The following is a 24005-nucleotide window of genomic DNA, read 5'->3' on the forward strand; positions in this document are numbered from 1 at the left end:
TTAATTTTTTGTTCAAGGGCTGTATTCCCTATCTTTGAGATAGCATTTTTTAACAACTAAAACAGCGCTATGGCTATTGCAATTCTTGGCGACAAGGACTTTGAAAAAGTTCCTTCCATAAAAAACAAAGTACTACGAGTAAATCTTAATGAAAACATCTACGGCACTTTTGCCGAGATAGGCGCAGGCCAAGAAACGGTGCGTCATTTTTTTAGGGCAGGTGGAGCTAGTGGTACAATAGCAAAGGCGATGAGTGCCTACGACAAGGACTTTTCTGATGCGATTTATGGTATAGAGACAGACGGACGTTATGTTACTGAGGCCCGACTTAAAAAGATGCTTACGCACGAGATGCAACTCATAGAAGATCGTATCTCTCGCTACAAACAACCTAATAAAATTTTCTTTACGTATGCAAATACGGTGGCTACTATTGATTTTGCAAAAAAATACAAAGGTCACGGTTGGGTGGGTATAAAATTTCAAATATCACCAGAGGGTGAGTTTAACGAGATTATATTGCATGTCCGTTTTCACGAGAACGATGCGCGTTTACAACAGCTCACTTTAGGAACATTAGGAGTAAATCTTATTTACGGTGCTTTTTACAAACACGATAATCCTAAAAAATTACTCAAGTATCTTTATGACCATATCGATAAAGATCAAATTGAGATAGACACCATTAATTTTTCTGGACCACAGTTTGAAAATGTGGACAATAGACTTATGAGTCTTCAATTAGTAAAGAACGGCATGACTGAAGCGGTAATGTTTGACCCTTCTGGAAACAATGTCCTTCCAGCCGCACTACTTTACAAGAAAAATGTTCTGGCATTGCGCGGGAGTTTCCGCCCCGTAACAAGGGTAAATATGGATATGTACGAGAAGTCTCTTGCAATGTTCCTAGATGCAAACCGTGTAAATAAAAATAAAACTGAAGTCATTTTTGAAATCACGCTTTCTAACCTTCGTGCCGAAGGTGAGATAGACGAAGAAGATTTTATGGGACGTGCCCAACTGCTGTGCGCACTAGGACAGACGGTTATGATCTCCAACTTTAAAGAATATTATAAACTCGTAGAGTATTTCTCAAACTTTACAAAAGAAAGGATGGGGCTCACCATGGGAGTAAACAACCTAGTGGATGTTTTTGATACCTCCTACTATCGTCACCTTAGTGGCGGTATATTGGAAGCCTTTGGAAAATTGTTCTTTAAGGACTTAAAAGTGTATCTCTACCCGATGAAAGATCCAGAAACGGGAGAAGTTACGACTAGCGAAAACTTAAAAGTACATCCACGTATGAAAGAGCTTTATAAGTTCTTTAAATACAATGGCAAGGTTGTAGATATTGAAAATCCTGATGAAGATATCTCTAATGTTTTCTCACGAGAGGTTCTACGTATGATTTCAGATGGAGAAACGGGCTGGGAAGGTATGCTACCGGAGGGTAGTGCAGAGCTTATTAAATCTCGTAACCTCTTTGGTTTTGATAACACCACAGTTCTAGAAGAGAAGCAATGATGCAAAAACTTTTGAAATTCTTTGTAATCGCTCTGGTAATGTTAATCACTTTTGCCTGTGGCGAGAAGTCTACAACAAATGTAGGAAGTACAGAGCTTCAGACTTATAATTTAACTGCAATGAGTTCTGGACAAATCGTGGGTGACACAAATAACGCTCTGGAATGGGAAGAAGCCTATATGCTCGGAGAAGACTTTAGCTTTGAGAAAGTGCGTGTACGCGATGGCGAGACCATCACTGCTTCTGGAAATTACGAGCGCAAAGCAATGGACGATGGAGAATATCTCATTTTAAATTACGAGAAAGCACATCCGTTAATAGGTAATTGTTCTGGGGATTATACAGAAACATTGCGTATCGTAGATGAAACTAAACTACAAGGTACTTGGATTGCTTGTGATGGCCCTGCTTTAACATATACCTTAAAGGTCAATTAAGTGAAGAGTAAAACTTAAATATTAAAAATAAGGGCGGTTCAAATTTGAACCGCCCTTATTTTTGTTATAATGTGCAACAGGAATATCAACCCAATAGTTGCGCTGCGTGATCTTTAGTTTTTACTTTATCAATGACCTCTGTAACGACTCCTTCACCATTTACTTTAAAAGTTTTACGATGAATCCCATCATACTCCTTTCCCATAAATTTTTTATTACCCCAAACACCAAAGGCATTTATTACCGAGTGATCCTCATCTGCCAGTAACTGGAAAGGGAAATCATACTTGGTCGCAAAGTTCTTTTGACGCTTTTCAGAATCTGCACTCACTCCCAAAAGTGTATATCCTGCTTCCTGTAGTTCTTTATAATTGTCCCTAAGATTACAAGCTTCTGCCGTACAACCCGGTGTCGAGGCCTTTGGATAAAAGAAAACGATCAAATCCTTTCCTTTAAAATCAGACAAAGACACCTTATTTCCGTCTTGGTCAGTGGTTGTAAAATCTGGCACCTTGTCTCCTACTTTAAGTGTATTCATAATTTTATTTGAATTTACGCGAAGGCAGAAATATCGGTCCACCCCACACGGTTATTAATATGTTACTAATTTATACGCTTTTCCTCTTACGTTGAAGCTTTTGCAGACAATTACGAAACCAGAAATCTCACCCGTGCTTCCCGATTTTAAAAGATATTTCTAGTCGTATTCATAGTTCAAATCGCAACTAATCGCGATGAAATCTCCCTCCACTATTCGCTATTCCTAATACTGCTTCTTATCTTTACATTATACGCTTTCGCGAAATTTACTCTGAATTCATTTCACGAGCGTAACCATTATAAAAATACTGATTAATGACCAAACAGGAGAAGGTAGACTATGTTATCTCGACATTGCAGGAATTGTATCCACAGATTCCCGTCCCTCTGGATCACAAAGACCCCTACACCCTACTCATAGCCGTTTTATTGAGTGCACAAAGTACAGACGTGCGGGTAAATCAAATCACCCCACTCTTGTTTGAAGTTGCAGACAACCCTTACGATATGGTCAAACTCACGGTCGAAGAAATACGTGAGATCATAAAACCTGTAGGACTCTCACCTATGAAGTCTAAAGGAATCCATGGCTTGTCCCAGATGCTTATAGATAAATATGATGGCGTTGTTCCAAATGATATTGCATTGCTTGAGGAGTTTCCAGCTGTTGGGCACAAAACGGCAAGTGTAGTAGTTTCTCAAGCATTTGGAACACCTGCATTTCCAGTAGACACGCATATACACAGGCTAATGTATCGCTGGGGATTTACAAATGGAAAAAATGTCGTTCAGACAGAAAAGGATGCAAAACGACTTTTTCCCGAGTACACTTGGAATGATCTTCACCTACAAATTATCTGGTATGGACGTCAATACTCGCCTGCACGTGGTTGGGATCTTGAAAAAGATATCATTACAAAAACTATTGGAAGGAAAACTGTGATTAACGACTACTACAAAAAGCTAGAGAAACGTAATAAGAAAAAGTAGGGAATAAGGTGAGTTAAAGACCTTTACTGTACTTTAAAAAATACTTAATTTATGAGCCACAATAGTGAAATAATGAGTTTTCGAGAGAATGAGAGCAAAACGCTAGATTATATAGACAAAGTACTTGAAAATATGCCTTCAGAATGGTTGGGCCTAACCACTCACCGTCTAGATATTTATAATGAAGAAAAAGCTAAAGTCCAGTTCCTAGACCAGTTTCAAGCATTATATGAGGCTAATGTTTATGAAAAATCAGCATTTAATCAATTACCAACTGCTTATGACTATATAAGATTAGGTCATCCGCTTTCCTGTGTGCTGGAATGGACAATTGCTAAGCTAAATGGACTTGAGACTGAAAGTGTTATTAGTTTTTCATCTAGGAGTGCTCCAATTTTGGCTATTCTAAGAAAAAATCTCTTGGACAAGAGGAACACTCAAATCGTTTACACAGATGCTTTGCCAGATTACGTAGATGTAGATGTTTTAAAGCGTGTTTACGGTTACTCTTTTGACTTAAAAAAAGTGAACGACGTAGAAGAAGTCTCTACTTATGAAGGTAGTATCCTTTTGATCTCAAAACAATCTGAATTTAAAACAACTAAACTCCAGTCTAATATTGATTTTTATATCAACATTTACGACAATCTAGGGAGCGTATTATTAGTAAACGGGAAGAGAAATCAAAGTTATATCCCTGACATACAGCACGTCCGAAGAAGGGAAACTATAGCAATGACACCTGCAGACTCACTGACTGCTCTACAAATGCTAACCGGAAAAACTATATCCAGAAAAGAGGATAGTACAAACCCTCGACATAAGACCATTGTTTTAGATACCATTAAAGAAGTAACGGGCACCAATCTGAAGCCGCTTGTGGGCTCTAGCGGCCTCTCCATACAGTACGCAATAATGATGGGGCTTATAAATGATGCACTTGAAAATCATAAAGGAAAAGCTATTAAATTTATCGTTCCGCCTAACTGCTATGGTGGTACAAATGACCAAGCAAGGCGTGTTGCTGCCTGTCTCGATACCGTAGAAATTGTAGATTTACCTGTAGACGGTGACAACGATATGGTCAGAAGTATTGATACTGTACTTGTAAAAATTGCTCAAGAAGATGCCATACCCTATATCATAGCCGAAATACCAACAAATCCAAGAGTTGAAGTTCCAAATCTTAATGATTTAAGAGTTGTCCTGTCCAAGAAACGCAAAACTGCACAAGGTAATCCCGCGATAGACCCTGTCTTTATACTTGATCAAACCTTCTGTCCCAACGTGCATTTTTTAGGAGAAGGGAAAACACTTTCAAACGTAAGGACGATTTCTTATGCCAGCGGATCTAAATTTCCAAGTGGTGGTAAATGTACCGCTGGCTATTGTGTAGGCAATGACAAGACAGAAGCACTTATGACCAAGATTGAAAGACACCTCATACTTTGCGACAATGAGGCGACTGGACTTCAATACGCAATTCTTGCAAAGCAATTACCATCAATGAATCAAAGAATTACCGATGCTTATATCAATACTCGCGAGTTTGTAAATTTTATACACAAGGTTTTGCCAGAAGCAAAAATTAATTTTGTCTCTGAGGAACTAGCACAACGAGACTTTACGCCCTCTGTTTTCTCCTTAGATCTTCCAACAAAGGGGAGTAATGATCAGGAAAGAGAATCACATAAAAGAGCTCTGAATCTCAAGTTGATCAACCTAATGATAAGTGAGATACCTGAAGAAAGTAAATTTTGTGTGAGTTATGGTCAACTCAAAGGATGTTACTGGACCATCCCAGCTACTTCAACACAAGGCACAACCAAGGAAGGTGACAAAGACTACATAGTACGTGCATCACTTTCTCCTGACCTTGATTTAGAGCGTCACAAAGAGGTTTTTTTAAAATTTACAAAAAACATCTAACTACATAGGGAGGCACGATGTGCCTCCCTATTTTATATCTATCAAATAAGTAATTATAAGATTATTTTATCTCCACAAAACGATTAATCCATTGGTACAACTCACCTTTAGTAATAATTGCACCTTGTTGTATCAGGGCAAATTTATCTAGGTTAGGGTCCTCAGAATATTCTTTTCTGGCTGTGAGGAACACTACATCGTCGTCTCCCAAATTATCTTTCAACCATTGATAACCTTCTTTTGTAGTTATGTCTATATCTTCTTTATTAATTTTAATTGCGATAAGCTGCATATCGTCAGCTCCTAACTGGAACAAATGCATTTGATTAGGAGAAACGTGTTCTAAATATTGGGCTGCTTTTAAAACACCTTCCCAAACTAAGTCTGAAAAGACATCAATCTCTTCTTCGGCGACTTGAGGCTTATTTTTTTTAATATCTTCCCACTCATCGCCCGTTATAGATTGGGTTGCAAGAAAGTTTATAAATTCTGGATGTAGCTCCTCCAGTTGTTCTTTTGTTAGTCTTAAATATCTCATTGTATTGAATTAGAAATACGCTTTCGCGAAAGCGTAAAAAGCAAAAAACCGCTCTTAAAAATAAGAACGGTCTTTAAAAATTTATGCCTTGACTTAGTTAGCCTCTGCAACTACGTCAAAAGGTAATGTTGCAATAACATCTCTGTGAAAACGGATGGTAGCTTCGTAGTTACCTAAACGTTTTACACTATTTCCTGCGATAGAAATAAACTTCTTCTCTACAGAAACACCTTCTTTCTCAAGGTACTCAGCAAGGTCTGCATTAGTAACTGATCCGAAGAGTTTATCTCCTTCACCAGCTTTTGCTGCAATCTTTACTTCAAGACCATTTAATTTTTCAACTTGTTTTTGTGCCTCATCTACAACTTTTTGCTCTTTGTGAGCACGTTGTTTTAGATTTTCGGCAAGTACTTTTTTAGCACTTGGTGTAGCAAGTACAGCGTGGCCTCTAGGAATCAAGTAATTTCTTCCGTAACCATTCTTTACATCTACAATATCGTCTGCAAATCCTAGATTCTCAACGTCGTTCTTTAAAATAAGTTCCATTGTTGTCTCTAGTTTTTATTTATACAAATCTGTAACGTAAGGCATAAGAGCTAGGTGGCGTGCGCGCTTTACAGCTACACTTACCTTGCGCTGATACTTTAAAGACGTTCCTGTAAGACGGCGAGGTAACAATTTACCTTGCTCGTTTACAAAACCTGCTAGCCAGTCTGCATCCTTGTAGTCTACATACTTAATTCCAGATTTCTTAAAACGACAATATTTTTTTGCCTTATTAGTTTCAATGTTAAGCGGAGTAAGGTATCTTAATTCTCCGTCTTTTTTTCCTTTAGCTTGTTGTTGAAGTGTTGCCATTTCTTATGCGCTTTTTTTGTCTCTTATCACTCGTTTTGCAGCCCAAGCAATTGCGTGCTTATCTAGGCTTACTGTAAGGTAACGCATTACACGTTCATCACGACGAAAAGCAAGTTCATACTCTGCAATAACCTCTCCAGGTACTGTGAATTCTAAAAGGTGATAGAAACCACTCTTTTTGTTTTGGATTGGGTAGGCTAATTTTTTAAGCCCCCAGTCTTCTTTGTTAATCATCTTGGCACCTTTAGAAGTAAGCATATCTTCGTACTTCTTAACTGTTTCCTTTATCTGTTCATCAGATAAAACGGGATTCAAGATGAAAACAGTTTCATAATGATTCATAATTAATGAAATTTTAGATTAAAATGAGTGCAAAAGTAATTATAATTTCCCAATGAGCAATACCTAGCACACAAGTAATTCTAAATTTTTATAATATAGAACACACATTTATAGATATGCTATTTGTAAGTATATAAGGTCGAGATCAAATACATAGTTCAACACATTGAAAATCAAAGATTTAAACTAAATTATATCGATAAAACAAGCTAAACTCTCGATGAAATTCACAAAAATGTTGCATTTCATCGATATTTTGTATAATATTGACAGACTTAACCTAATTCTAATATCTCAAATCGTGGAGGGAGTATTACTAGATTGCGCCGTTGTAGATGATTCAAGCTTACAGCGCCTTGCTATTGTAAAGATGATCAATGATCATCCCAATTTGCGCCTCGTGGCCGAATATAACAATGCCATCGAAACTAAGAACGGACTCCTTGAAACAAAGGTAGACCTAATTTTCTTAGATATTGAAATGCCTATCCTGTCTGGATTTGACCTACTGGATGATCTTGTGCATAAGCCACAAATCATCTTTGTCACAGGAAAAACAAAGTATGCGTACAAGGCATTTAATTATAATGCCATAGACTACCTACGCAAGCCTATTACTAAAGATCGTTTTACAAATGCGGTATATAAAGCAATAAGCCTACATAAATTAAAGACCGAAGGTTCTGTAGATGATGACGATTACATCTTTGTAAAGTCTAATCTCAAGAAAAAGAAGGTAATGCTGAGCGAGCTTAAGTATATAACTGCTCTAGGAGATTACGTAAAGCTCGTAACGGTGCACGACCCTATCATTGTTCTTGCGACTATGAAGTCTTTTGTAGCACAATTACCACCAGAGCGTTTTATGCGTATACACAAATCTTACATAATTAATATAGACAAGATAGAAAAGTACAATTCTCGTAACATCGAGATAGATGGTGAGAAGATACCGCTGAGTAGGCACAAGAAGTCTGACTTGATGGAGGTGCTTTCTGCTTAGATTTATATTGAATTGATACTATTTAAAAATCCGCTTTTTGCGGATTTTTTTGTTGATGGAATGATTTATCTTTATGGGATATCGACGATAAAAGTTATTATATAACAAGTTGCTAGTAATTTAAAAACACAGTAGATAATTAATGAAATTTGCGCTTTTAGACAACAAAAGAATTGAAGCTCAACCAAATTTAATCGCAGAATGTCCGAATTGTGGAAATGCTGTAAGGTCTTATTGTGGTGAACAGATTGTTCATCATTGGAAACATATAAAACTAAGTGATTGTGATGATTGGTATGAAACAGAAACAGAATGGCATCGAAATTGGAAAAATCATTTTGACAAATCCTATCAAGAAGTTATAAGGTTCGACAAGAACACTAATGAAAAACATATCGCAGACATTTACAACGGCGAAAAAGATGTCGTTTTAGAGTTCCAACATTCACCTATTGAAATTCAAGAAATTAAAGCTCGCGAAATATTTTATGACCGTATGATTTGGATAATCGACTTGATAGCTATTAAAGATAATTTAGAATTTCATAAATCAAAATCTGCCATTGAATATGAACTTAGCAAAATGAGACATAATCTACCTAAAGATTTTAAAGTAAAGGAAGATTTTGAAATGAATGAAAGTCAAAAGCAAGTTGGCGATTTTTTAAATATGCTTGGCTTAGATAGTGTTAATACAAATGAAAGCCATTATATATCTGAACTTCAAAATAAATACAACGATTTATGTGAGAAAAAAAACTACTCATTGATGACTTGGAAATATTTACACAAGAGATGGAATGATAATCTAAAACCAAAATTTATAGATATAGGAAATAATTATATTTATCAATTAATTGAAAAGGTTAAAATAGGAAACGCTTATATTGTTAAACAATACGAAAAGCAGAGGTTTATAAATCATTACCGATAAAAAACTACTGGCAACATCTATACAACATATAAAACAACCCATCACATTAACTGAAATATTGAATCCAACCCCTCAATAACAATCCACATCCATAATTAACCGCACACTTCTAAACTGTGCAATGGCCTGAAAACAGCAAACATCCTTAAAATCTATGCTATTTAATTTATATTTACGAGGAATCGACGACCATAAACAGTTATTATCCTATTAACTTAACGGTATATCGACGATAAAAGTTATTAGAAAACGAGTTAGGCAACAATTGCACAAACCTACAATAATGAATAAACTTTTAGTATTTGGAACAATATTCCTTCTTTCATCAAATCTCTTTGGCCAAATAAGTGTTAAAGATTCTACCGTCCAAGTCATTGGATATTGGTCAAAACTAGAGACTCAATCATATGATGTTACCTATGACAAATACAAAGTAAAAAGCAAAGACACAATATCACGAGAATTAATGAAATATGAAGTGGATATTAAAGTAATAGACTCAACAGAAAACAGCTATATAATTGAATGGTTTTATAAAAACTACTCAATAGACACAGAAAATGAATTAGTTAGAAAACTAACATCAATTACTAATGATATTTCTGTAAAAATAAAAACAGATGAATATGGAGCATTTGTCGAGGTTGTCAATTGGCAAGAAGTTAGTGATTATTTAGGAAAAATTACTGAAACCCTTAAAAATGAATTAAAGGATATTCCTAACCACGAAAAAATAATAGCTAATGTTATGAACATATACTCTAGCAAAGAATCTATTGAGGCTAATGCAATTAAGGATGCTTTACAATTTTATAAATTTCACGGAGTAAAATATAAACTTGGAGAAGAGTTAACAGGAAAATTAGAAACCTCAAACAATTTCGGGGGAAAACCTTTTGAAACCGATGTTCATTATAGTTTAGACGAAATAAATGAAACTGATGGAAATTCAATTTTAAGGTCAAACGAAGTCATAAATTCACAAGAATTAACTGATGCCACTTACAATTATCTAAAAAAATCAGGGACCTTTGGAGATAAATTTCCGCCAAGAAATAAATTTCCTTCATTGACAAATGAAACGAATACAGCATCTAGAATTCACGGAGAAACTGGTTGGATTATATACAGTATAGAGACAAAAACTGTAACTGCGGAAGAAACAACAAATATTGAGGAAAGAATTATGGAATTAAAATAACTGTGCATAAAATCCTATATAACCTATAAAATAACACATCAGACCGACTGAACTATTTAGCTCAACTCATTAATAACAATCCACATCCATTATCAACCGCACACTTCTAAACTGTGCAATGGCTTGAAAGCTGGTTTTTACTTTAAGAATGGCGGTTTTAGTCTGGGAGATGTTTTGCTTTCGCGAAAGCTTCACCATCACATTTCTTCTGTACTGATTGCGCACACGAGCCACAGAGGGTGTTTCTGGACCCAATACGGCTTCATCGCCCAGCACTTGACGTAGCGCTCTTGATAACCAAATACTACTATCCTCAATCTTCTGGTAATCCCTATGCTTTAACGTAATCCTAATCAACCTATGAAATGGCGGATATTTGAAACTACGCCGATCCTCGAGTTGCTCCTCGTACATCGCCGTAAACTTATTTGCGCTTACCTGTTGCAATATTTGATGATAGGGATTGTAAGTCTGTACCAATACCTTCCCCTGTTTCTCGGTACGCCCTGCCCTACCCGATACCTGCGCTATGAGCTGGTAACTACGCTCGTGAGCGCGGAAATCTGGAAAATTGAGCATACTGTCTGCATTGAGAATGCCGACTAAGGATACGTTTCTAAAATCCAATCCTTTAGTAAGCATCTGTGTACCTACGAGGATGTCTATTTCTTCTTGCTCAAAGGCAGTAATTATCTTTTCAAATCCATACTTCCCCTTTGTCGTATCAGAATCCATCCGGCCTATGTTGAGCTCGGGGTAGAGTTCGCGTAGTTCCAGTTCTATCTGTTCGGTACCAAAACCTTTTGTGGTGAGGTCTGGACTGCCACAGGCCATACATTTTAATTGCATTGCAATGTGATAGCCACAATAGTGACACCGCAACTGATTGCGATATTTATGATACGTTAGACTTACGTCACAGTTGGGGCATTGTGGTGCGTGACCACAGGTCGTACATTCCAAAATGGGTGAAAAACCGCGCCTGTTCTGGAACAAAATCACTTGCTCTCCTAAAGAAATGGCATCGGTTATTGCTCGGAGCAAGGTATCGCTAAAATGCCCTGTCATCTCTCGCTTACGGTGCTTTTCCTTGATATCTACCAAGTTTATTTCTGGCATCAGGATGTTTCCGTGGCGCTGTTTAAGTTCTACAAAGCCGTATTTTCCAGATTTGGCATTGTATACCGTTTCTAACGCTGGGGTGGCGGATCCTAGTAAGACTTTGGCATTAAAGATATTTCCTAAAACTATGGCAGTGTCCCGAGCGTGATAGCGTGGCGCTGGTTCAAACTGCTTAAAACTGCTCTCGTGCTCCTCATCTACAATAATAAAATCTAGATTTCTGAACGGCAGTAAAATAGCACTACGCGCCCCGATGATAATTTGTGCTTTGTCTGCCTTCGCCAGTACATTGTTGTACACCTCTACCCGCTCGTGTATGGAATATTTGGAATGAAAAACGGCTACTTTTTCTCCAAAATACGCCTGCAATCTAGAAATAAGCTGTGTCGTCAGGGCGATTTCTGGAAGTAAGTATAAGACTTGGTTACCGGTATCCAGCATTTCTCCGATGAGGGAGACGTAGATTTCTGTCTTTCCTGATGCGGTTACGCCGTGCAACAGGCACACCTCTTTGATTTCGTAGCTCTCCTTAATTTCGGCGAGGGCGGTTTCTTGGTGTGGGTTTAGGGTTTTGGTGACCTCGGTATCTCCTTCGAATTCTATGCGGTCTTTTCGTTTTTCAAAAAGTTCGAATATTCCCTTGTCTACCAAGGATTGTAGTTGCGTTGCGGTGGCTTTGGCTTGCTTTTGGAGGTCGAGTGCTTTTATGGGTTTATTTGTTTTCGCTTTAAGCGAAAAAAACTGTAGTACCATTTCCCGTTGTTTGGGCGCTCGAGATAGTTCTTCCATAATCGCCGTAAATGAGGTCTCGCTCTCATAATCGGGATGCAGTTGTACAAATTTTACAATTTTAGGCTTGTACTGCTCGTAGATTTCCTCGCGCAGTGTGAGCGCTCCTTTCTCCAAAAGACTTTTTATGTGCGGAAATACCTTGCGTTTTTCCAAAATATCCATCACCTCTTGAATCTTAAGCTCCGACTGATGTTGTAGGGCTTCGTATATCAAGAATTCCTCGTCTTTTAGGTTTTGATCTTCGAGGATGGTTTCCGGATTTCGTACAACTATGGTTTCACTTTCTAGTAAAAATGCGCTGGGAAGTGACGCTCGCATTACTTGGCCCTCCGTACACATATAGTAAGAAGCAATCCACTTCCAGAGTTTAAGCTGTTCTGGCGTGACGATGGGCGTCTCATCTAGAATGTGCTCAATTTCCTTTGCCTCATATATCGTGGGCGCCGTATTGTGAATGTGCTTTACAATCCCAGCGTAGACCTTTGATTTCCCAAATGGAACAGCCACCCGCATCCCAGGTTGCAGGAACTGAGCTTCGGCTTGAGAAACACGGTAGGTAAACGTATTCTCGACTGGAATGGGCAGTATGACGTCTATGAAATAATTCACAGCGCTAAAATACGAAGATGTCTAATTACGCTTTCGCGAAAGCGTAAAAACTATCCAATCTAATATGGACAACTAATTAGTGTCTTGACGGAAATACGCCTTGTATAGCGATGCAAGGTGTTTCTAAAGGACTATTATCATCTCTGAGGTCCGGAAGCCCAAAAGTAGTCCTCCCATCTCCTCCATATTTAGTTCCGAGGAGTGCAAAGAGTGCCGTATTGTTGTTAATTTGTAAAATTTGACCTTCACATTTTTCCCAGTATCGCAGTGCAAAATTAAATCCGAATGTTTCTATTTGTCCAAGAAAAGGTTTCATAGTGTATTATTTTATGAGTACTATCCTAGCTGGAATAACTTACTTTGTTAATCACCACAAATAAACACAAAATATTGATTTACAGATACTTATTGTTGTAATATTAGGATTACAACGGCTTTTCTAATCATCGACACGTATCCACTCTTGCGTTCGGTATAAAAAAGCTATATACCCTCGCACCATAAGTGTATTAGGTTCATCTTTTTCCACCCAAATTTTTGCGGTATACTCCTTCCCTTTTTCAGGGTCAAAGATGGTTCCATCTTCATACTTGTCTCCATCCTTTTCAAGGTCTTTTATGATTGTAAGACCTATTAGTGGCTTGCCCTTATCTGCTCCCTTGCAGTAAATACAGGTTTTATCGCGATCTGCAGGATTAAGGATATTCGCAATTTTACCGTATACTTTCCCATCTTTTTGGTAGATCTCGACGATAGATTTTGCCTCACCTGTGTTATCATCTATGGTTTTCCATTTTCCAAAAACAGATGCTTCTTGGGCTTGCATACTGCTCGCTACAAAAGTCAAACAGAGTATTAAAAGTATTTTTCTCATTGCAAATTTTATTTAAAATGAAAACGGCGAATGATTCCATTCGCCGTTTTAAAATGATTTTTAAGGATTACTTTCCTAGCATCGCCTTTTTAAGATCTTTATCTGCAGGCTCTTTCCCCAACCAGATACCAAAAAGAGCTTTCTTAAAGTCCATACCTTCAATCACTCCAACTTCTTTTCCGTTTTTGTAAACTACAGATCCTTTTCCTTTTATGTAAGCAATGTCAAAAACGTTTCCATTTACAATCTCCTCATTAAAAAATCCTTTAAACTTCTCGATCTTATCTTTAAGTGGCGCAATATTTCCTCTCATAGAAGCATCAAAACCATCATTTACAGCCTCTACCATTTTTTCTTTAGAAACTAGTCCGGATACGATATGTAGTTTCATAACCATAGTCTCATCTGCATTTATGATAGTGTTTGCGTCTTTGCTTTTTGCTTTAAGATACAATCCGCCTGCATAAAGATCTATCCAGACTTTCTCTCTCATTCCTGCTCCATTGAGCATTAGGTCAGCTCCCTCGATAGTCATTGTGTTTGGGAGTGTGGCGTCACCTACTTGGGTTTGCGCTTTGGCAAAAGCAAAACTAAAAACAGTAACTAAAGCTAAAAATACATTTTTCATAATTTGTTTATTTATTTAAGGGTTGGTGCGATTTCCGCAATTTTCGTAAAACAGCGTTAAGCTCGAAGCCTAACAATATCAGGTTTGAATTTATCCAAATATATAACAACATTATTAATAGTGCACCTATGGAACCGTACAGCTCATTATAGTTTGAAAAATTATCAATGTAAACACCAAATAAATAGGTAGTTAACATAAATAATAGTGTGGTCATTAGTGCTCCTGGCGAGAAAAACCTGCTGTGTTTTCCTTCTTTGGTGCCAAAATAATATAACGTCGCTACCGTCACATAGATCATAATCGTAAAGAAAATGTAACTCCCTACACTCAATAAAACAATGTCTGTATCGTCACTCATAAAGTCCCTATCTCTTAAAGAATTGAGAACATATTCAAAATAAACCAATACTGTTATCGTAGTAACCAACAACAATGCCAAAATTATTGAAACACTCAGAGCTATAGCGTATTGCCTGAAAAAACTACGGTTTATATGCACATTAAAAGAGCCTTCAAAACCACTAAAAATGGCATTTACGCCATTTGCCATAAGAAATAGTGCAAGTATACCGGCAAATGATAAAAGTCCCGCTCGCTCGTTCTGCGCAATGTCAGAAATTATGGGTTGAAAAAAACCTTGCGACTGACTAGGAATAAGTTCATAGATGAATGCCATAAACTTAAGATTAAAGTCATCTATGGGCACATACGGAATCAAGTTTAACAAAAAAAGTAGCGCAGGAAAAAGCGCCATAAAAAAACTGTATGCGATAGAACTCGCTCTTGAGGACAATGCTCCTTCAAGAATTCCTGTAAAATAGGTTTTTGTGAGATCATAAGCCGTCATTCCTTCAAAACCTGGAAGCACGATTTTCTGTAAACCCTCTACTATATAGCAAAAAGGCTTAAATCGCATTAACTTCTCTTCCAGCGTCTTTTCGGCCATTAGACTGCTTTAAGACTTAGGTCTAAATTGTATACAGAATGTGTGAGGGCACCACTAGAAATATAATCTACACCGCACATCGCATACTCGCGTATGGTCTTTTCATTTATCCCACCAGAAGACTCCGTAAGGCACTTATCGCCAATTAATTTTACAGCCTTGCGCGTATCCTCATAATTAAAGTTATCTATGAGAATGCGATACACGTGCTCGTGATTTTCTAGGATTTCTTCGATTTCAGTTAAACTCCTTGCTTCGACAATTATCTTTAAGTCGCGGTTTGTTTCTTTAAGATAGTGCACCGTTTTTAGGATTGCTTTAGTAACTCCACCAGCAAAATCTATATGGTTGTCCTTAAGCATAATCATATCGTACAGGGCAAAACGGTGATTCTCGCCTCCACCAATTTTTACCGCCCATTTTTCTAGGGCTCGTATCCCTGGTGTTGTTTTTCGGGTATCTAGAATTTTAGTTCCCGTTCCTTCTAGAAGGTCTACAAAAAATTTTGTTTTGGTTGCTATGGCACTCATACGTTGCATTGCATTTAGGACTAAGCGTTCGGCTTTGAGGATGCTTTGGCTACTTCCCGAAACGTAAAATGCAATGTCGCCGTATTTTACAGATGCTCCGTCCTCCAATAGAGTTTCTATTTCTAATGAAGCATCTACGTGGTGGAATACCGCTTTCGCGAAAGCGATACCCGCCAAAATCCCTTCATCCTTCACAAGTAGTTTTGCCTTACCTGTCGCTGTTGCTGGAATACACGCCAGCGAACTGTGGTCACCATCTCCCACATCCTCTCGAATTGCATTCTTAATTATACCTTGAATTTCTTTATCAAACTGTTCCTGAGAAATCATAATCTTGCTTTGTGTAAAAATAGCAAAACCGCCGAAACCTTAATTAAATAGTCGATGATAGTTGCTACTTTTGGAATATGAATATAAGACTATTGTGCATAGGAAAAACGGATAACAAGCAATTGCAACAGCTTATAGATGAATACAGCAAGCGCCTTAACTTTTACATAAAGTTTTCCATCGAGATTATTCCAGACATCAAGAATGTAAAAAACTTGAGCGAAATCCAGCAAAAAGAAAAAGAAGGCGAGCTTATTTTAAAGAAAATCAGTCCCCAAGACCATCTGATCCTCCTCGATGAAAATGGAAAGGAATTCTCTAGCGTAGGATTTTCTAAGTTTCTGCAAAAAAAAATGAATGCAGGATTAAAAACACTTGTCCTTGTCATAGGTGGACCATACGGCTTTTCTTATGAGGTTTATAGCAAGGCTCAGGGGAAAGTTGCATTGTCTAAAATGACTTTCTCACATCAAATGGTGCGCCTTTTTATTACGGAACAGTTGTATCGCGGTTTTACTATTTTAAAGGGAGAACCATACCATCACCAATAAATCTGTTATATTTATACGAATTCTAACCACCTAATTTCTGATTTTATGAAAAATGCTTTCTATCTGCTTTGTGTAATTCTCATTTCAAGTTGCAACTCTTCTAAAAGTAAATCTACCCAACAAAAAGAACTTAACTCTGGCACCTATAAGGTGACTAGGATAAATAGCGACGACGTAACCTCAATGGATGTGACCTTTATCTTAAACAAAGAAGAGAAAAGAGTTTCAGGTAATGCAGGCTGTAACGATTACTCTGCAACCATTACTATGGAAGGAGCTACAATGACCACAAGTGAAGCTGCAATGACTAAAAAATACTGCGACGGTAAAATGGAAGTTGAAAAAGCCTTTGCGAGCGCACTTAACGGAGTTCAATCATATAAAATGGAAGGAAACGTAATCTCTCTTTTGGATAGTAGTGGAGAAGCTATTATAGAGATGAAATAAAAATATCTATTCCACAAAAAAAGGGTTGCCTCTGGCAACCCTTTTTCATTTTATGATATTTTTTTTAATTACTTAAGAATGATCTTCTTTGAAGTCTTAGTTCCATCGTCTAGACTCTCTACATTTAAGAAGTAGATTCCAGATGGGTTACCTCCTAGCTGTATCATTTCAAGAACACCGTCCATAGTTCCAGACTTAACTTCTTGTCCTAGTACGTTGTATACTGTATAGATAAGTTCATCACCGCTTCTGTTAACGATACTCAACTCTCCATCTGTAGGATTAGGATATACAGTTACAGAATCGTTTAAAAGATTATCTGCAAGACCAAGAGCCTGACTAAGTGTAGAAATTTCTGTAACTCCAGAATCTGTAGGATCTAACCACTGTGCCAGACCATTATTATTGTAAGAAACAGCAAAACGACCGTAAGCATCCCAACGACCATTATCATTTGTACCCGCGCAAGCTGCAAGACCACAACATAGAGTACCTATAAGTTGTCCATCTTCATTATATAGTGCAGATCCAGAAGAACCACCTTCGGTAACTCCTTGTTCCCATCCAGTTTCTCCACCTGTATCCATTATTCTCCAGAATTTCTGACCACCATCTTGTTTAAGAAGACCTTCATCGTTTCTACAAACTTTCATAATGTCCCCAGCTGGGTGGTGTATACCAATAGTATAGTCCGGCTCCTCATCAGATACATCCCATCCAGAATATTCAATCTCCCAATCTTCACCAATTCCTCCAGTAATTTCAAATAATCTGTAATCACTCTCTCCATTTGTAGATAAAAGCGTTGCACCAGAGGTTGAATTAAATGATCCATTTGTACTATTTGTAGTTGTAGCACAAGAAGGATCTGGACTTATCCAGTTAAATCTAAACGAAGAAGAAGCCGCGTTAAAACCACAATGATTTGCAAATAAGAAATATGGAGTTTCATCTAGTGCTGTATTGTTAAGTAAAGTACCAGTACAAAGACCACCGCCTCCTATTACGAGACCTACAGAATGCTTTAAAAGTTCCTTTACAGGATCAAAGTCAGCTCCTATAGAACAATCAACATCAAGATTACAAGCACCAGAATCATTTAGCCCTTTATTAAGTAAGTCAGAATCTGTAACTGATCTGTATCCGTGAACAACTTGTCCTACATTAAGTAAACCTTGTCCTCTTACAGCAGCTGGCTCGTGATACTCAATCCAGATATTATCACCTTCTACCCACCAAGTTCCTAATACTCCTTCTTCTTGGTTCATTTTACTTGTGTAAGCTCCTAAAAGGTGCTCACGATCGTCAGAGTATAAGTATACAGTTGCTCCTTCTGGAAGTTTATATTGGTCAAAAACAAAATTCAATGTTTTTGCACCTTCAGACCGAACGTTCACCTTCCATACACCATCTCCGTTCTCTAATTCTGTCCAATTACCAGCAGACTCAATTCCAAAATCGGTTAAGAATTCATTTCCAAAACGGTAAGGTTTTGATTTATTTAAATCATTAATTTCATCTTCAGCTTTCAGTGCTTCTAAGTCAAATGATGCCATAATCACAGGAGCAGCGTCACTTTTAGTAGCTACTTCCCAGCTCAAAGGAGTTCCTTCGTTTGTTACCTGAGCAATAGACGACAGACCAAAAAGAGCTGTCAATGCAAAGGCAAATACATAATGTAGATTTTTTTTCATTGTAGTTTATTTAAAATTAAATTTTACTCATTGAGTAACTTGTTATCAAAAATAAGGTGTTAGAATCAAATTAACAAAATAATAACATCCTAATATTATGTAATACGACGTTAATATGATATCTAAATGGGTTAGCATTGTTTAATTTTGCCAAAAACTGAATTTCAGCTATGGGTCCTTATACAGGTACAAAAAAGAAAAATAGGTTACAGCTACTACATCAGTACTATCAGTATACTGGGTTTTACACTTTTCTCGCAGATGCGATGAAAAAAGCACTTCCCCCTATTTTACTTGTTGTAGCGGGTATTGCTGCCATTCATTTTTTTGTGTATGATATCAACGATGCCCTAGAGTATGTCATAGCTAACTACTCTAATTTTCTTATTCTCACCGTCTTTTTCGTCTCAGAGTCTATATTAGGTATTATCCCTCCAGAATTATTTATTGCGTGGAGTGATAAGACGGATGCTCCTATTTTTTATCTCTCTATGATAGCTGTACTTTCCTTTGCAGGTGGTATTGTTTCATATTTTACAGGGAGAGCAGCACTCAAGATTCCGAGAATATATGAATATCTTGAGGTGAAGATGGCAAAGCATTTAAAAAACGCGCGTAAATGGGGAGGCTTCCTAATCCTCGTGGGAGCTCTGCTTCCACTACCCTTTGCTGTTGCTAGTCTGGCTGCTGGTATGATTAGGTTTAATTTTAAATACTACCTTCTTTTTGGCTTGGCGCGCTTTGTACGTTTCGCTATTTATGGAGCAGCTATTTTTAGTCTCGTAGAAGGATGAAAATAGTCTTTGCCACACACAATCCCAATAAACTTAGAGAAATACAGGCATTAGTGCCTTCACATATTACTTTAGTGAGCCTTACTGATATAGGCTGCACAGAAGATATCATCGAAGACGCACCTACTATTGAGGGTAATGCGATTCTTAAGGCTAAATATGTAAAGGATAAATACGGTTTTGACTGTTTTGCAGATGATACGGGTCTGGAAGTCAACGCACTTAATGGAGCTCCAGGGGTATATTCGGCGCGATACGCAGGTGAACAGAAGAATGCTCTGGATAATATGAATAAGTTACTTATCGAGCTAGCGACTAAGCACGATCGAAGTGCGCGGTTTAAAACGGTTATCGCTTTCGCGAAAACTTGTCCCGAACTTGATTCGGGAGCGGACAAAATCCAAACGTTTGAGGGAATATGTAAAGGTCAGATTACCCGGGAGAAATTGGGAGACGGCGGATTTGGCTATGACCCGATATTCCAACCTGATGGTTTTGATGCCACATTTGCCCAAATGGCAATGCAATTAAAGGGTAAAATAAGCCATCGCGGTAGGGCTTTTGAGAAGTTTGTTGACTTCTTAGGTCAGTAAACACAACAGTTCACACTATCCTCATAAACTAAATCTACATTATAACTTGGAATCCACTATTTAGGAGTACTTTTGCACTTTGAAAAACCTCAGGGTGAGGTTATGCCGAAATCATCGGCACCGTGTTGAAAGAAGCAATTGGTTATTATATGTCGTTGCGCTTCATACAGCACGATAACATATAATTATATATCAATGACATTTGATCAATTGGGCCTAAGTGCGCCCTTACTACAGGCAATTGCCGATATGGGCTTCGAAACCCCATCAAAAATCCAAGAAGAAGCAATCCCACAACTCCTCGCTGAAGATCGCGATATGGTTGCGCTAGCTCAAACAGGTACAGGAAAAACTGCAGCCTTTGGCTTTCCGTTACTACAGCAAATAGATGCTGACAGCAAAACAACACAAGGACTTATTATTGCCCCAACTCGTGAGCTCTGTTTACAGATTACAAACGAGATGAAACTCTATTCAAAGTATCTCAAAGGTGTACGTGTCGTAGCAGTTTATGGAGGTGCAAACATACAAGAGCAAGCCCGTGAGATTAGTCGCGGTGCTCAAATTGTAGTAGCTACACCTGGACGTATGCAAGATATGATGCGCCGTCGTATGGTCGATATCTCTAAGTTGAGCTATTGTGTACTAGACGAAGCAGATGAAATGCTCAATATGGGTTTTTATGAAGATATCACAAATATCCTTGCCGATACACCAACAGATAAATTAACGTGGCTTTTTAGTGCGACGATGCCCAAAGAAGTATCTCGTATCGCAAAGGAGTTTATGCATAATCCCCTTGAGATAACAGTTGGCCATAAAAATGAAGGTGCAAAAAATGTTTCTCACGAATATTTTGTCGTGCATACCAGAGACCGTTACCAAGCGTTAAAGCGACTTTCTGATGCAAATCCAGATATCTTTTCTGTGATTTTCTGTCGCACAAAGAGAGACACTCAAAAAGTTGCAGAGCAACTTATAGAAGACGGTTATAACGCAGGAGCTTTACACGGAGACTTGAGTCAAAACCAGAGAGATTTGGTGATGAAAAGTTTTAGAAATCGCCAAATCCAAATGCTTGTCGCTACAGATGTTGCTGCACGTGGGATTGATGTAGATGATATCACACACGTGGTAAACTATCAACTTCCAGATGAGATAGAAACTTACACACACCGTTCAGGACGTACTGGACGTGCTGGAAAAACAGGAACTTCACTTGTAATTATCACAAAAAGTGAGATGCGCAAGATCAAGCAACTAGAAAAAATATTAGGAAAGAAATTTGAGCAAAAACAAATTCCTGACGGGACAGAAATTACACAAGTCCAGCTATTTCACCTTGCAAACAGCATTAATAAGACAGAAATCAATCACGAGATTGATGCATACTTACCAGAAATAGAAGAAGTGCTAAAAGACAACACCAAGGAAGAGCTTATTAAAAAGGTCTTTTCAGTGGAGTTTACACGTTTCTTTAATTATTACAAGAAAGCAAAAGACCTTAACCAGAACGCTGTAGCTCACGCTAAGGAAGCCTCTGGAGATACAACTCGTTACTTTATAAATGTAGGGCGTAAGGATGATTTTGACTGGATGCAACTTAAGGATATGCTTAAGGAAATGACAGGTCTGGGTCAGGATGGCATTTACCGTGTAGATTGTAAAGACGCATTTTCTTTCTTTAATACAGATACAGAGCATAAAGAAAAAGTCTTAGCTCTCTTTGAAGATTATCAAATTAATGGTCGTCGTGTCAGCGTAGAAGAAACACAAGGTGGCGGTGGTCGTGATCGTAATCGTGGCGGCGGCGGTGGTCGTGGTGATCGTGGTGATCGTCGTAAGAGTAGCGGCGGTAGTGGCGGCTTTAGAGGAAGACGTGACGATAGCGGTGGCGGAGATAGAAGAAAAAGAGACAGTAAACGCTCTGGCGGAGGGTTTGGCGGAGGTCGCCGTCGTGATGATACTAGATCTAGCGGGGGTAGCGATCGCCGTCGTCGTGATGATGGTGGTTCTGTTGCTTACGGAGGAGATCGTAGAGATCGCCGTAGTGATGAGAACAGATCTAATAGCGATGACAGAAGTTCTAGACGCTCTCCCGACACTTCAAGTGAAAGCGGAGGAAAAAGCCCATTTTCAGGAAAAAGACGTCGTCGCAACTAGATAGATCTCTAAATACGGAATTATTATTGAGCCAAATTGTTATTTTTAATGTAAAAATTTCGATTTGGCTCGATTTTTTATATGGAATGTATAAATTGCCATTGCTATGAAAGAAAACCTACTCCTACTTTTCCTTTTTATAGGATTTACAGTGTCTGCACAAGACACCCCTACTGAGGAAGTCTCCCTCGAATCTGGAATTATTAATGGTACCGTTTTAAGTGCTGCAGATGACCAACCGTTACAAAACGTAAATATTGTTAACCTCAATAATGTAAAAGGGGCTATTACAAATCTCGAAGGCTACTTCGAAATCCCTGCTAAGGTCGATGATACACTTTACTTTTCGTATTTAGGGCATAAAAGCCTTCAAGTACGAGTGAGTGCAGATTGGGTACGTTTTGGTGATGTCAAAATTAAAATGAACGAAATAGGAATTACCCTAGAAGAAATAACAGTGCAAGAAATACAGCTCACGGGATATCTAGAAATAGATGCAAAGAAAATTCCTATCTACAACAACTCACGCTATCGCATTGCGGGACTCAACTCTGGTTATGAAGGAGGAAGTAGTGAACCTGGAGCGATAAGTCGTGCACTTGGGGCTATATTTAATCCTGCAGATTTTCTCTACAATATATTCGGCAAGAAACCTAAGGAAATGAGGAAGTTACGTAAGATGAAAGAAGACGATAAAGTACGTAACCTTCTAGAAAAAAAATATGACCGTGAGACGCTCGTTGCTCTGTTGCAAATAGATCGCAACGATATTGATGCCATTTTATTAAACTGTAATTATTCTGATAACTTTATAGTGACCGCAAATGATCTTCAGATTTTAGATGCTATGTCAGAATGTTATGAGGAATACCAAGTGTTACAACAGAGAGATTAATTCTGAAGAATACGCTTTCGCGAAAGCGTAAAAAACCTATTTTCCCTCCTGATTGTAACGCTCCATCACACCATCTATATCCTTGATCATCTTTTTGGTCCAAGTTAATTTTTTGTCAAAAAGCTCTTGCTCCGAAAATTTCCAATCTATTGCTGAAGTTTTAAGCTTATTTGTAATATGCTGCAAGGTAATGGCCGCAGAAACAGAAATATTAAGGCTTTCTGTAAACCCTACTGTAGGAATATAGATGTAGTCATCTGCCTCATCAAGAACTAAGTCGCTAAGCCCTTCTGTCTCTCTCCCAAAGAAAATGGCGGCTCTCTGTGTGATGTCAAAATCTTCTAATCTATGTGCGCCCTTATGTGGAGAAGTTGCTACAATACGATATCCTGCCTTCTTAAGTTGTTTTATGCAATCTGAAGCACTTAAGTGTCGCTTAACATCTACCCATTTCTGAGCGCCCATTGCAATTTCCCTATCGATACGTTTTGCATTAACCTCCTCAATAACGTGCAACTCTTGGATACCAAATGACTCACAGCTTCGTATCACCGCGCTTGTGTTATGAAGTTGATACACATCCTCTACCGCAACCGTAAAATGCTGTGTGCGCTCTTTTAGAACTTTGTCAAAAAGTGCTACACGTCTTTCAGTTAAAAATGATTCTAGGTATTCGAGTAATTTATGATCCATTGTGGTTGTTAAGGTTTCAAAGATACTGTACTTTTAAAAGAG

26 protein-coding genes are annotated in these 24005 nt (G+C 38.0%); 13 read left to right on the forward strand and 13 right to left on the reverse strand.

Annotated features, from left to right (window positions below; genetic code table 11):
* The first annotated feature begins 69 nt into the window (after positions 1-69).
* Together EAX61_RS05380 and EAX61_RS05385 are read left to right on the forward strand one after the other, a co-directional pair.
* Positions 70-1527 (forward strand): TonB-dependent receptor, encoded by a 1458-nt coding sequence (locus EAX61_RS05380; protein ID WP_121916650.1) that lies wholly within the window; start codon positions 70-72, stop codon positions 1525-1527.
* An 11-nt stretch (positions 1528-1538) separates the two neighbouring features.
* Positions 1539-1964 (forward strand): hypothetical protein, encoded by a 426-nt coding sequence (locus tag EAX61_RS05385; RefSeq protein ID WP_236641986.1) that lies wholly within the window; start codon positions 1539-1541, stop codon positions 1962-1964.
* An 85-nt stretch (positions 1965-2049) separates the two neighbouring features.
* Here EAX61_RS05385 and bcp read toward each other — a convergent pair whose 3' ends face one another.
* Entirely contained in the window at positions 2050-2502 is a 453-nt protein-coding gene (gene bcp, locus EAX61_RS05390; protein ID WP_121916652.1) for a thioredoxin-dependent thiol peroxidase, read from the reverse strand.
* A 317-nt stretch (positions 2503-2819) separates the two neighbouring features.
* Between bcp and EAX61_RS05395 the strand changes: the two genes are divergently transcribed.
* Both EAX61_RS05395 and EAX61_RS05400 read left to right on the forward strand, forming a co-directional pair.
* Positions 2820-3494, forward strand: a complete 675-nt coding sequence (locus EAX61_RS05395; RefSeq protein WP_121916653.1) for an endonuclease III domain-containing protein — start codon at positions 2820-2822, stop codon at positions 3492-3494.
* Positions 3495-3545: 51 nt separating this feature from the next.
* The gene (locus EAX61_RS05400) at positions 3546-5423 is read left to right on the forward strand and encodes a PLP-dependent aminotransferase family protein (protein ID WP_236641987.1); all 1878 of its coding nucleotides are present in this window, start codon (positions 3546-3548) and stop codon (positions 5421-5423) included.
* Positions 5424-5484: 61 nt separating this feature from the next.
* Here the strand turns inward: EAX61_RS05400 and EAX61_RS05405 are convergent, their stop codons facing one another.
* The 4 genes from EAX61_RS05405 to rpsF all read right to left on the reverse strand — a co-directional run bounded on the left by EAX61_RS05405 (position 5485) and on the right by rpsF (position 7161).
* Positions 5485-5961 (reverse strand): DUF6495 family protein, encoded by a 477-nt coding sequence (locus tag EAX61_RS05405; RefSeq protein ID WP_121916655.1) that lies wholly within the window; start codon positions 5959-5961, stop codon positions 5485-5487.
* Positions 5962-6054: 93 nt separating this feature from the next.
* Positions 6055-6507, reverse strand: a complete 453-nt coding sequence (gene rplI, locus EAX61_RS05410; RefSeq protein WP_121916656.1) for a 50S ribosomal protein L9 — start codon at positions 6505-6507, stop codon at positions 6055-6057.
* Positions 6508-6522: 15 nt separating this feature from the next.
* Complete coding sequence (gene rpsR / locus EAX61_RS05415) at positions 6523-6819, reverse strand: 30S ribosomal protein S18 (protein ID WP_121916657.1); 297 nt, start codon at positions 6817-6819, stop codon at positions 6523-6525.
* 3 nt (positions 6820-6822) lie between these two features.
* Positions 6823-7161, reverse strand: coding sequence for a 30S ribosomal protein S6 (rpsF, locus tag EAX61_RS05420; protein ID WP_121916658.1), 339 nt, complete (start codon positions 7159-7161; stop codon positions 6823-6825).
* 301 nt (positions 7162-7462) lie between these two features.
* Here rpsF and EAX61_RS05425 point away from each other — a divergent pair, with 301 nt between their 5' ends.
* From EAX61_RS05425 to EAX61_RS05435, 3 genes are all read left to right on the forward strand, one after another.
* The gene (locus tag EAX61_RS05425; protein WP_201739424.1) at positions 7463-8164 is read left to right on the forward strand and encodes a LytR/AlgR family response regulator transcription factor; all 702 of its coding nucleotides are present in this window, start codon (positions 7463-7465) and stop codon (positions 8162-8164) included.
* Between the two features lie 142 nt (positions 8165-8306).
* Positions 8307-9098: a competence protein CoiA gene (locus EAX61_RS05430; RefSeq protein ID WP_121916659.1), complete on the forward strand. Its 792-nt coding sequence runs from the start codon at positions 8307-8309 to the stop codon at positions 9096-9098.
* 283 nt (positions 9099-9381) lie between these two features.
* Positions 9382-10299 carry a hypothetical protein gene (locus EAX61_RS05435; protein ID WP_121916660.1) on the forward strand — a complete coding sequence of 306 codons (918 nt, stop codon included), beginning with the start codon at positions 9382-9384 and terminating at the stop codon, positions 10297-10299.
* Positions 10300-10368: 69 nt separating this feature from the next.
* On the opposite strand, the gene priA is transcribed toward EAX61_RS05435, so the two are convergent.
* From priA to nadC, 6 genes are all read right to left on the reverse strand, one after another.
* Positions 10369-12822, reverse strand: a complete 2454-nt coding sequence (priA, locus tag EAX61_RS05440; protein ID WP_121916661.1) for a replication restart helicase PriA — start codon at positions 12820-12822, stop codon at positions 10369-10371.
* Between the two features lie 76 nt (positions 12823-12898).
* A complete protein-coding gene (locus EAX61_RS05445) occupies positions 12899-13138 on the reverse strand; it encodes a phage tail protein (protein WP_121916662.1) in 240 nt (79 codons plus the stop codon).
* 123 nt (positions 13139-13261) lie between these two features.
* Positions 13262-13696, reverse strand: a complete 435-nt coding sequence (locus EAX61_RS05450) for a DUF2147 domain-containing protein (RefSeq protein ID WP_121916663.1) — start codon at positions 13694-13696, stop codon at positions 13262-13264.
* A gap of 67 nt (positions 13697-13763) precedes the next feature.
* A complete protein-coding gene (locus EAX61_RS05455) occupies positions 13764-14324 on the reverse strand; it encodes a chalcone isomerase family protein (RefSeq protein WP_121916664.1) in 561 nt (186 codons plus the stop codon).
* A gap of 7 nt (positions 14325-14331) precedes the next feature.
* The gene (locus EAX61_RS05460; protein ID WP_121916665.1) at positions 14332-15273 is read right to left on the reverse strand and encodes a YihY/virulence factor BrkB family protein; all 942 of its coding nucleotides are present in this window, start codon (positions 15271-15273) and stop codon (positions 14332-14334) included.
* Positions 15273-16133, reverse strand: coding sequence for a carboxylating nicotinate-nucleotide diphosphorylase (nadC, locus tag EAX61_RS05465; protein WP_121916666.1), 861 nt, complete (start codon positions 16131-16133; stop codon positions 15273-15275). Before nadC ends, EAX61_RS05460 begins: the two co-directional genes overlap by 1 nt.
* Positions 16134-16210: 77 nt before the next feature.
* Here nadC and rlmH point away from each other — a divergent pair, with 77 nt between their 5' ends.
* Together rlmH and EAX61_RS05475 are read left to right on the forward strand one after the other, a co-directional pair.
* Positions 16211-16684, forward strand: coding sequence for a 23S rRNA (pseudouridine(1915)-N(3))-methyltransferase RlmH (rlmH, locus tag EAX61_RS05470; RefSeq protein ID WP_121916667.1), 474 nt, complete (start codon positions 16211-16213; stop codon positions 16682-16684).
* 45 nt (positions 16685-16729) lie between these two features.
* Positions 16730-17131 (forward strand): META domain-containing protein, encoded by a 402-nt coding sequence (locus tag EAX61_RS05475; RefSeq protein WP_121916668.1) that lies wholly within the window; start codon positions 16730-16732, stop codon positions 17129-17131.
* Between the two features lie 68 nt (positions 17132-17199).
* On the opposite strand, the gene EAX61_RS05480 is transcribed toward EAX61_RS05475, so the two are convergent.
* The gene (locus EAX61_RS05480; protein WP_121916669.1) at positions 17200-18825 is read right to left on the reverse strand and encodes a T9SS type A sorting domain-containing protein; all 1626 of its coding nucleotides are present in this window, start codon (positions 18823-18825) and stop codon (positions 17200-17202) included.
* 170 nt (positions 18826-18995) lie between these two features.
* Between EAX61_RS05480 and EAX61_RS05485 the strand changes: the two genes are divergently transcribed.
* The 4 genes from EAX61_RS05485 to EAX61_RS05500 all read left to right on the forward strand — a co-directional run bounded on the left by EAX61_RS05485 (position 18996) and on the right by EAX61_RS05500 (position 23270).
* Positions 18996-19619: a YqaA family protein gene (locus EAX61_RS05485; protein WP_121916670.1), complete on the forward strand. Its 624-nt coding sequence runs from the start codon at positions 18996-18998 to the stop codon at positions 19617-19619.
* Positions 19616-20212 (forward strand): non-canonical purine NTP diphosphatase, encoded by a 597-nt coding sequence (locus EAX61_RS05490; RefSeq protein ID WP_121916671.1) that lies wholly within the window; start codon positions 19616-19618, stop codon positions 20210-20212. The genes EAX61_RS05485 and EAX61_RS05490 overlap by 4 nt, the downstream gene beginning before the upstream one ends.
* Before the next feature lie 195 nt (positions 20213-20407).
* Entirely contained in the window at positions 20408-22375 is a 1968-nt protein-coding gene (locus EAX61_RS05495) for a DEAD/DEAH box helicase (protein ID WP_121916672.1), read from the forward strand.
* Positions 22376-22481: 106 nt separating this feature from the next.
* Entirely contained in the window at positions 22482-23270 is a 789-nt protein-coding gene (locus EAX61_RS05500) for a carboxypeptidase-like regulatory domain-containing protein (RefSeq protein WP_121916673.1), read from the forward strand.
* Positions 23271-23306: 36 nt separating this feature from the next.
* Here the strand turns inward: EAX61_RS05500 and EAX61_RS05505 are convergent, their stop codons facing one another.
* Positions 23307-23963 (reverse strand): TrmH family RNA methyltransferase, encoded by a 657-nt coding sequence (locus EAX61_RS05505; RefSeq protein WP_121916674.1) that lies wholly within the window; start codon positions 23961-23963, stop codon positions 23307-23309.
* Positions 23964-24005: the final 42 nt, after the last annotated feature.

It is taken from the genome of Dokdonia sinensis (assembly GCF_003688895.1).
GTDB classification, from domain to species: Bacteria; Bacteroidota; Bacteroidia; order Flavobacteriales; family Flavobacteriaceae; genus Dokdonia; species Dokdonia sinensis.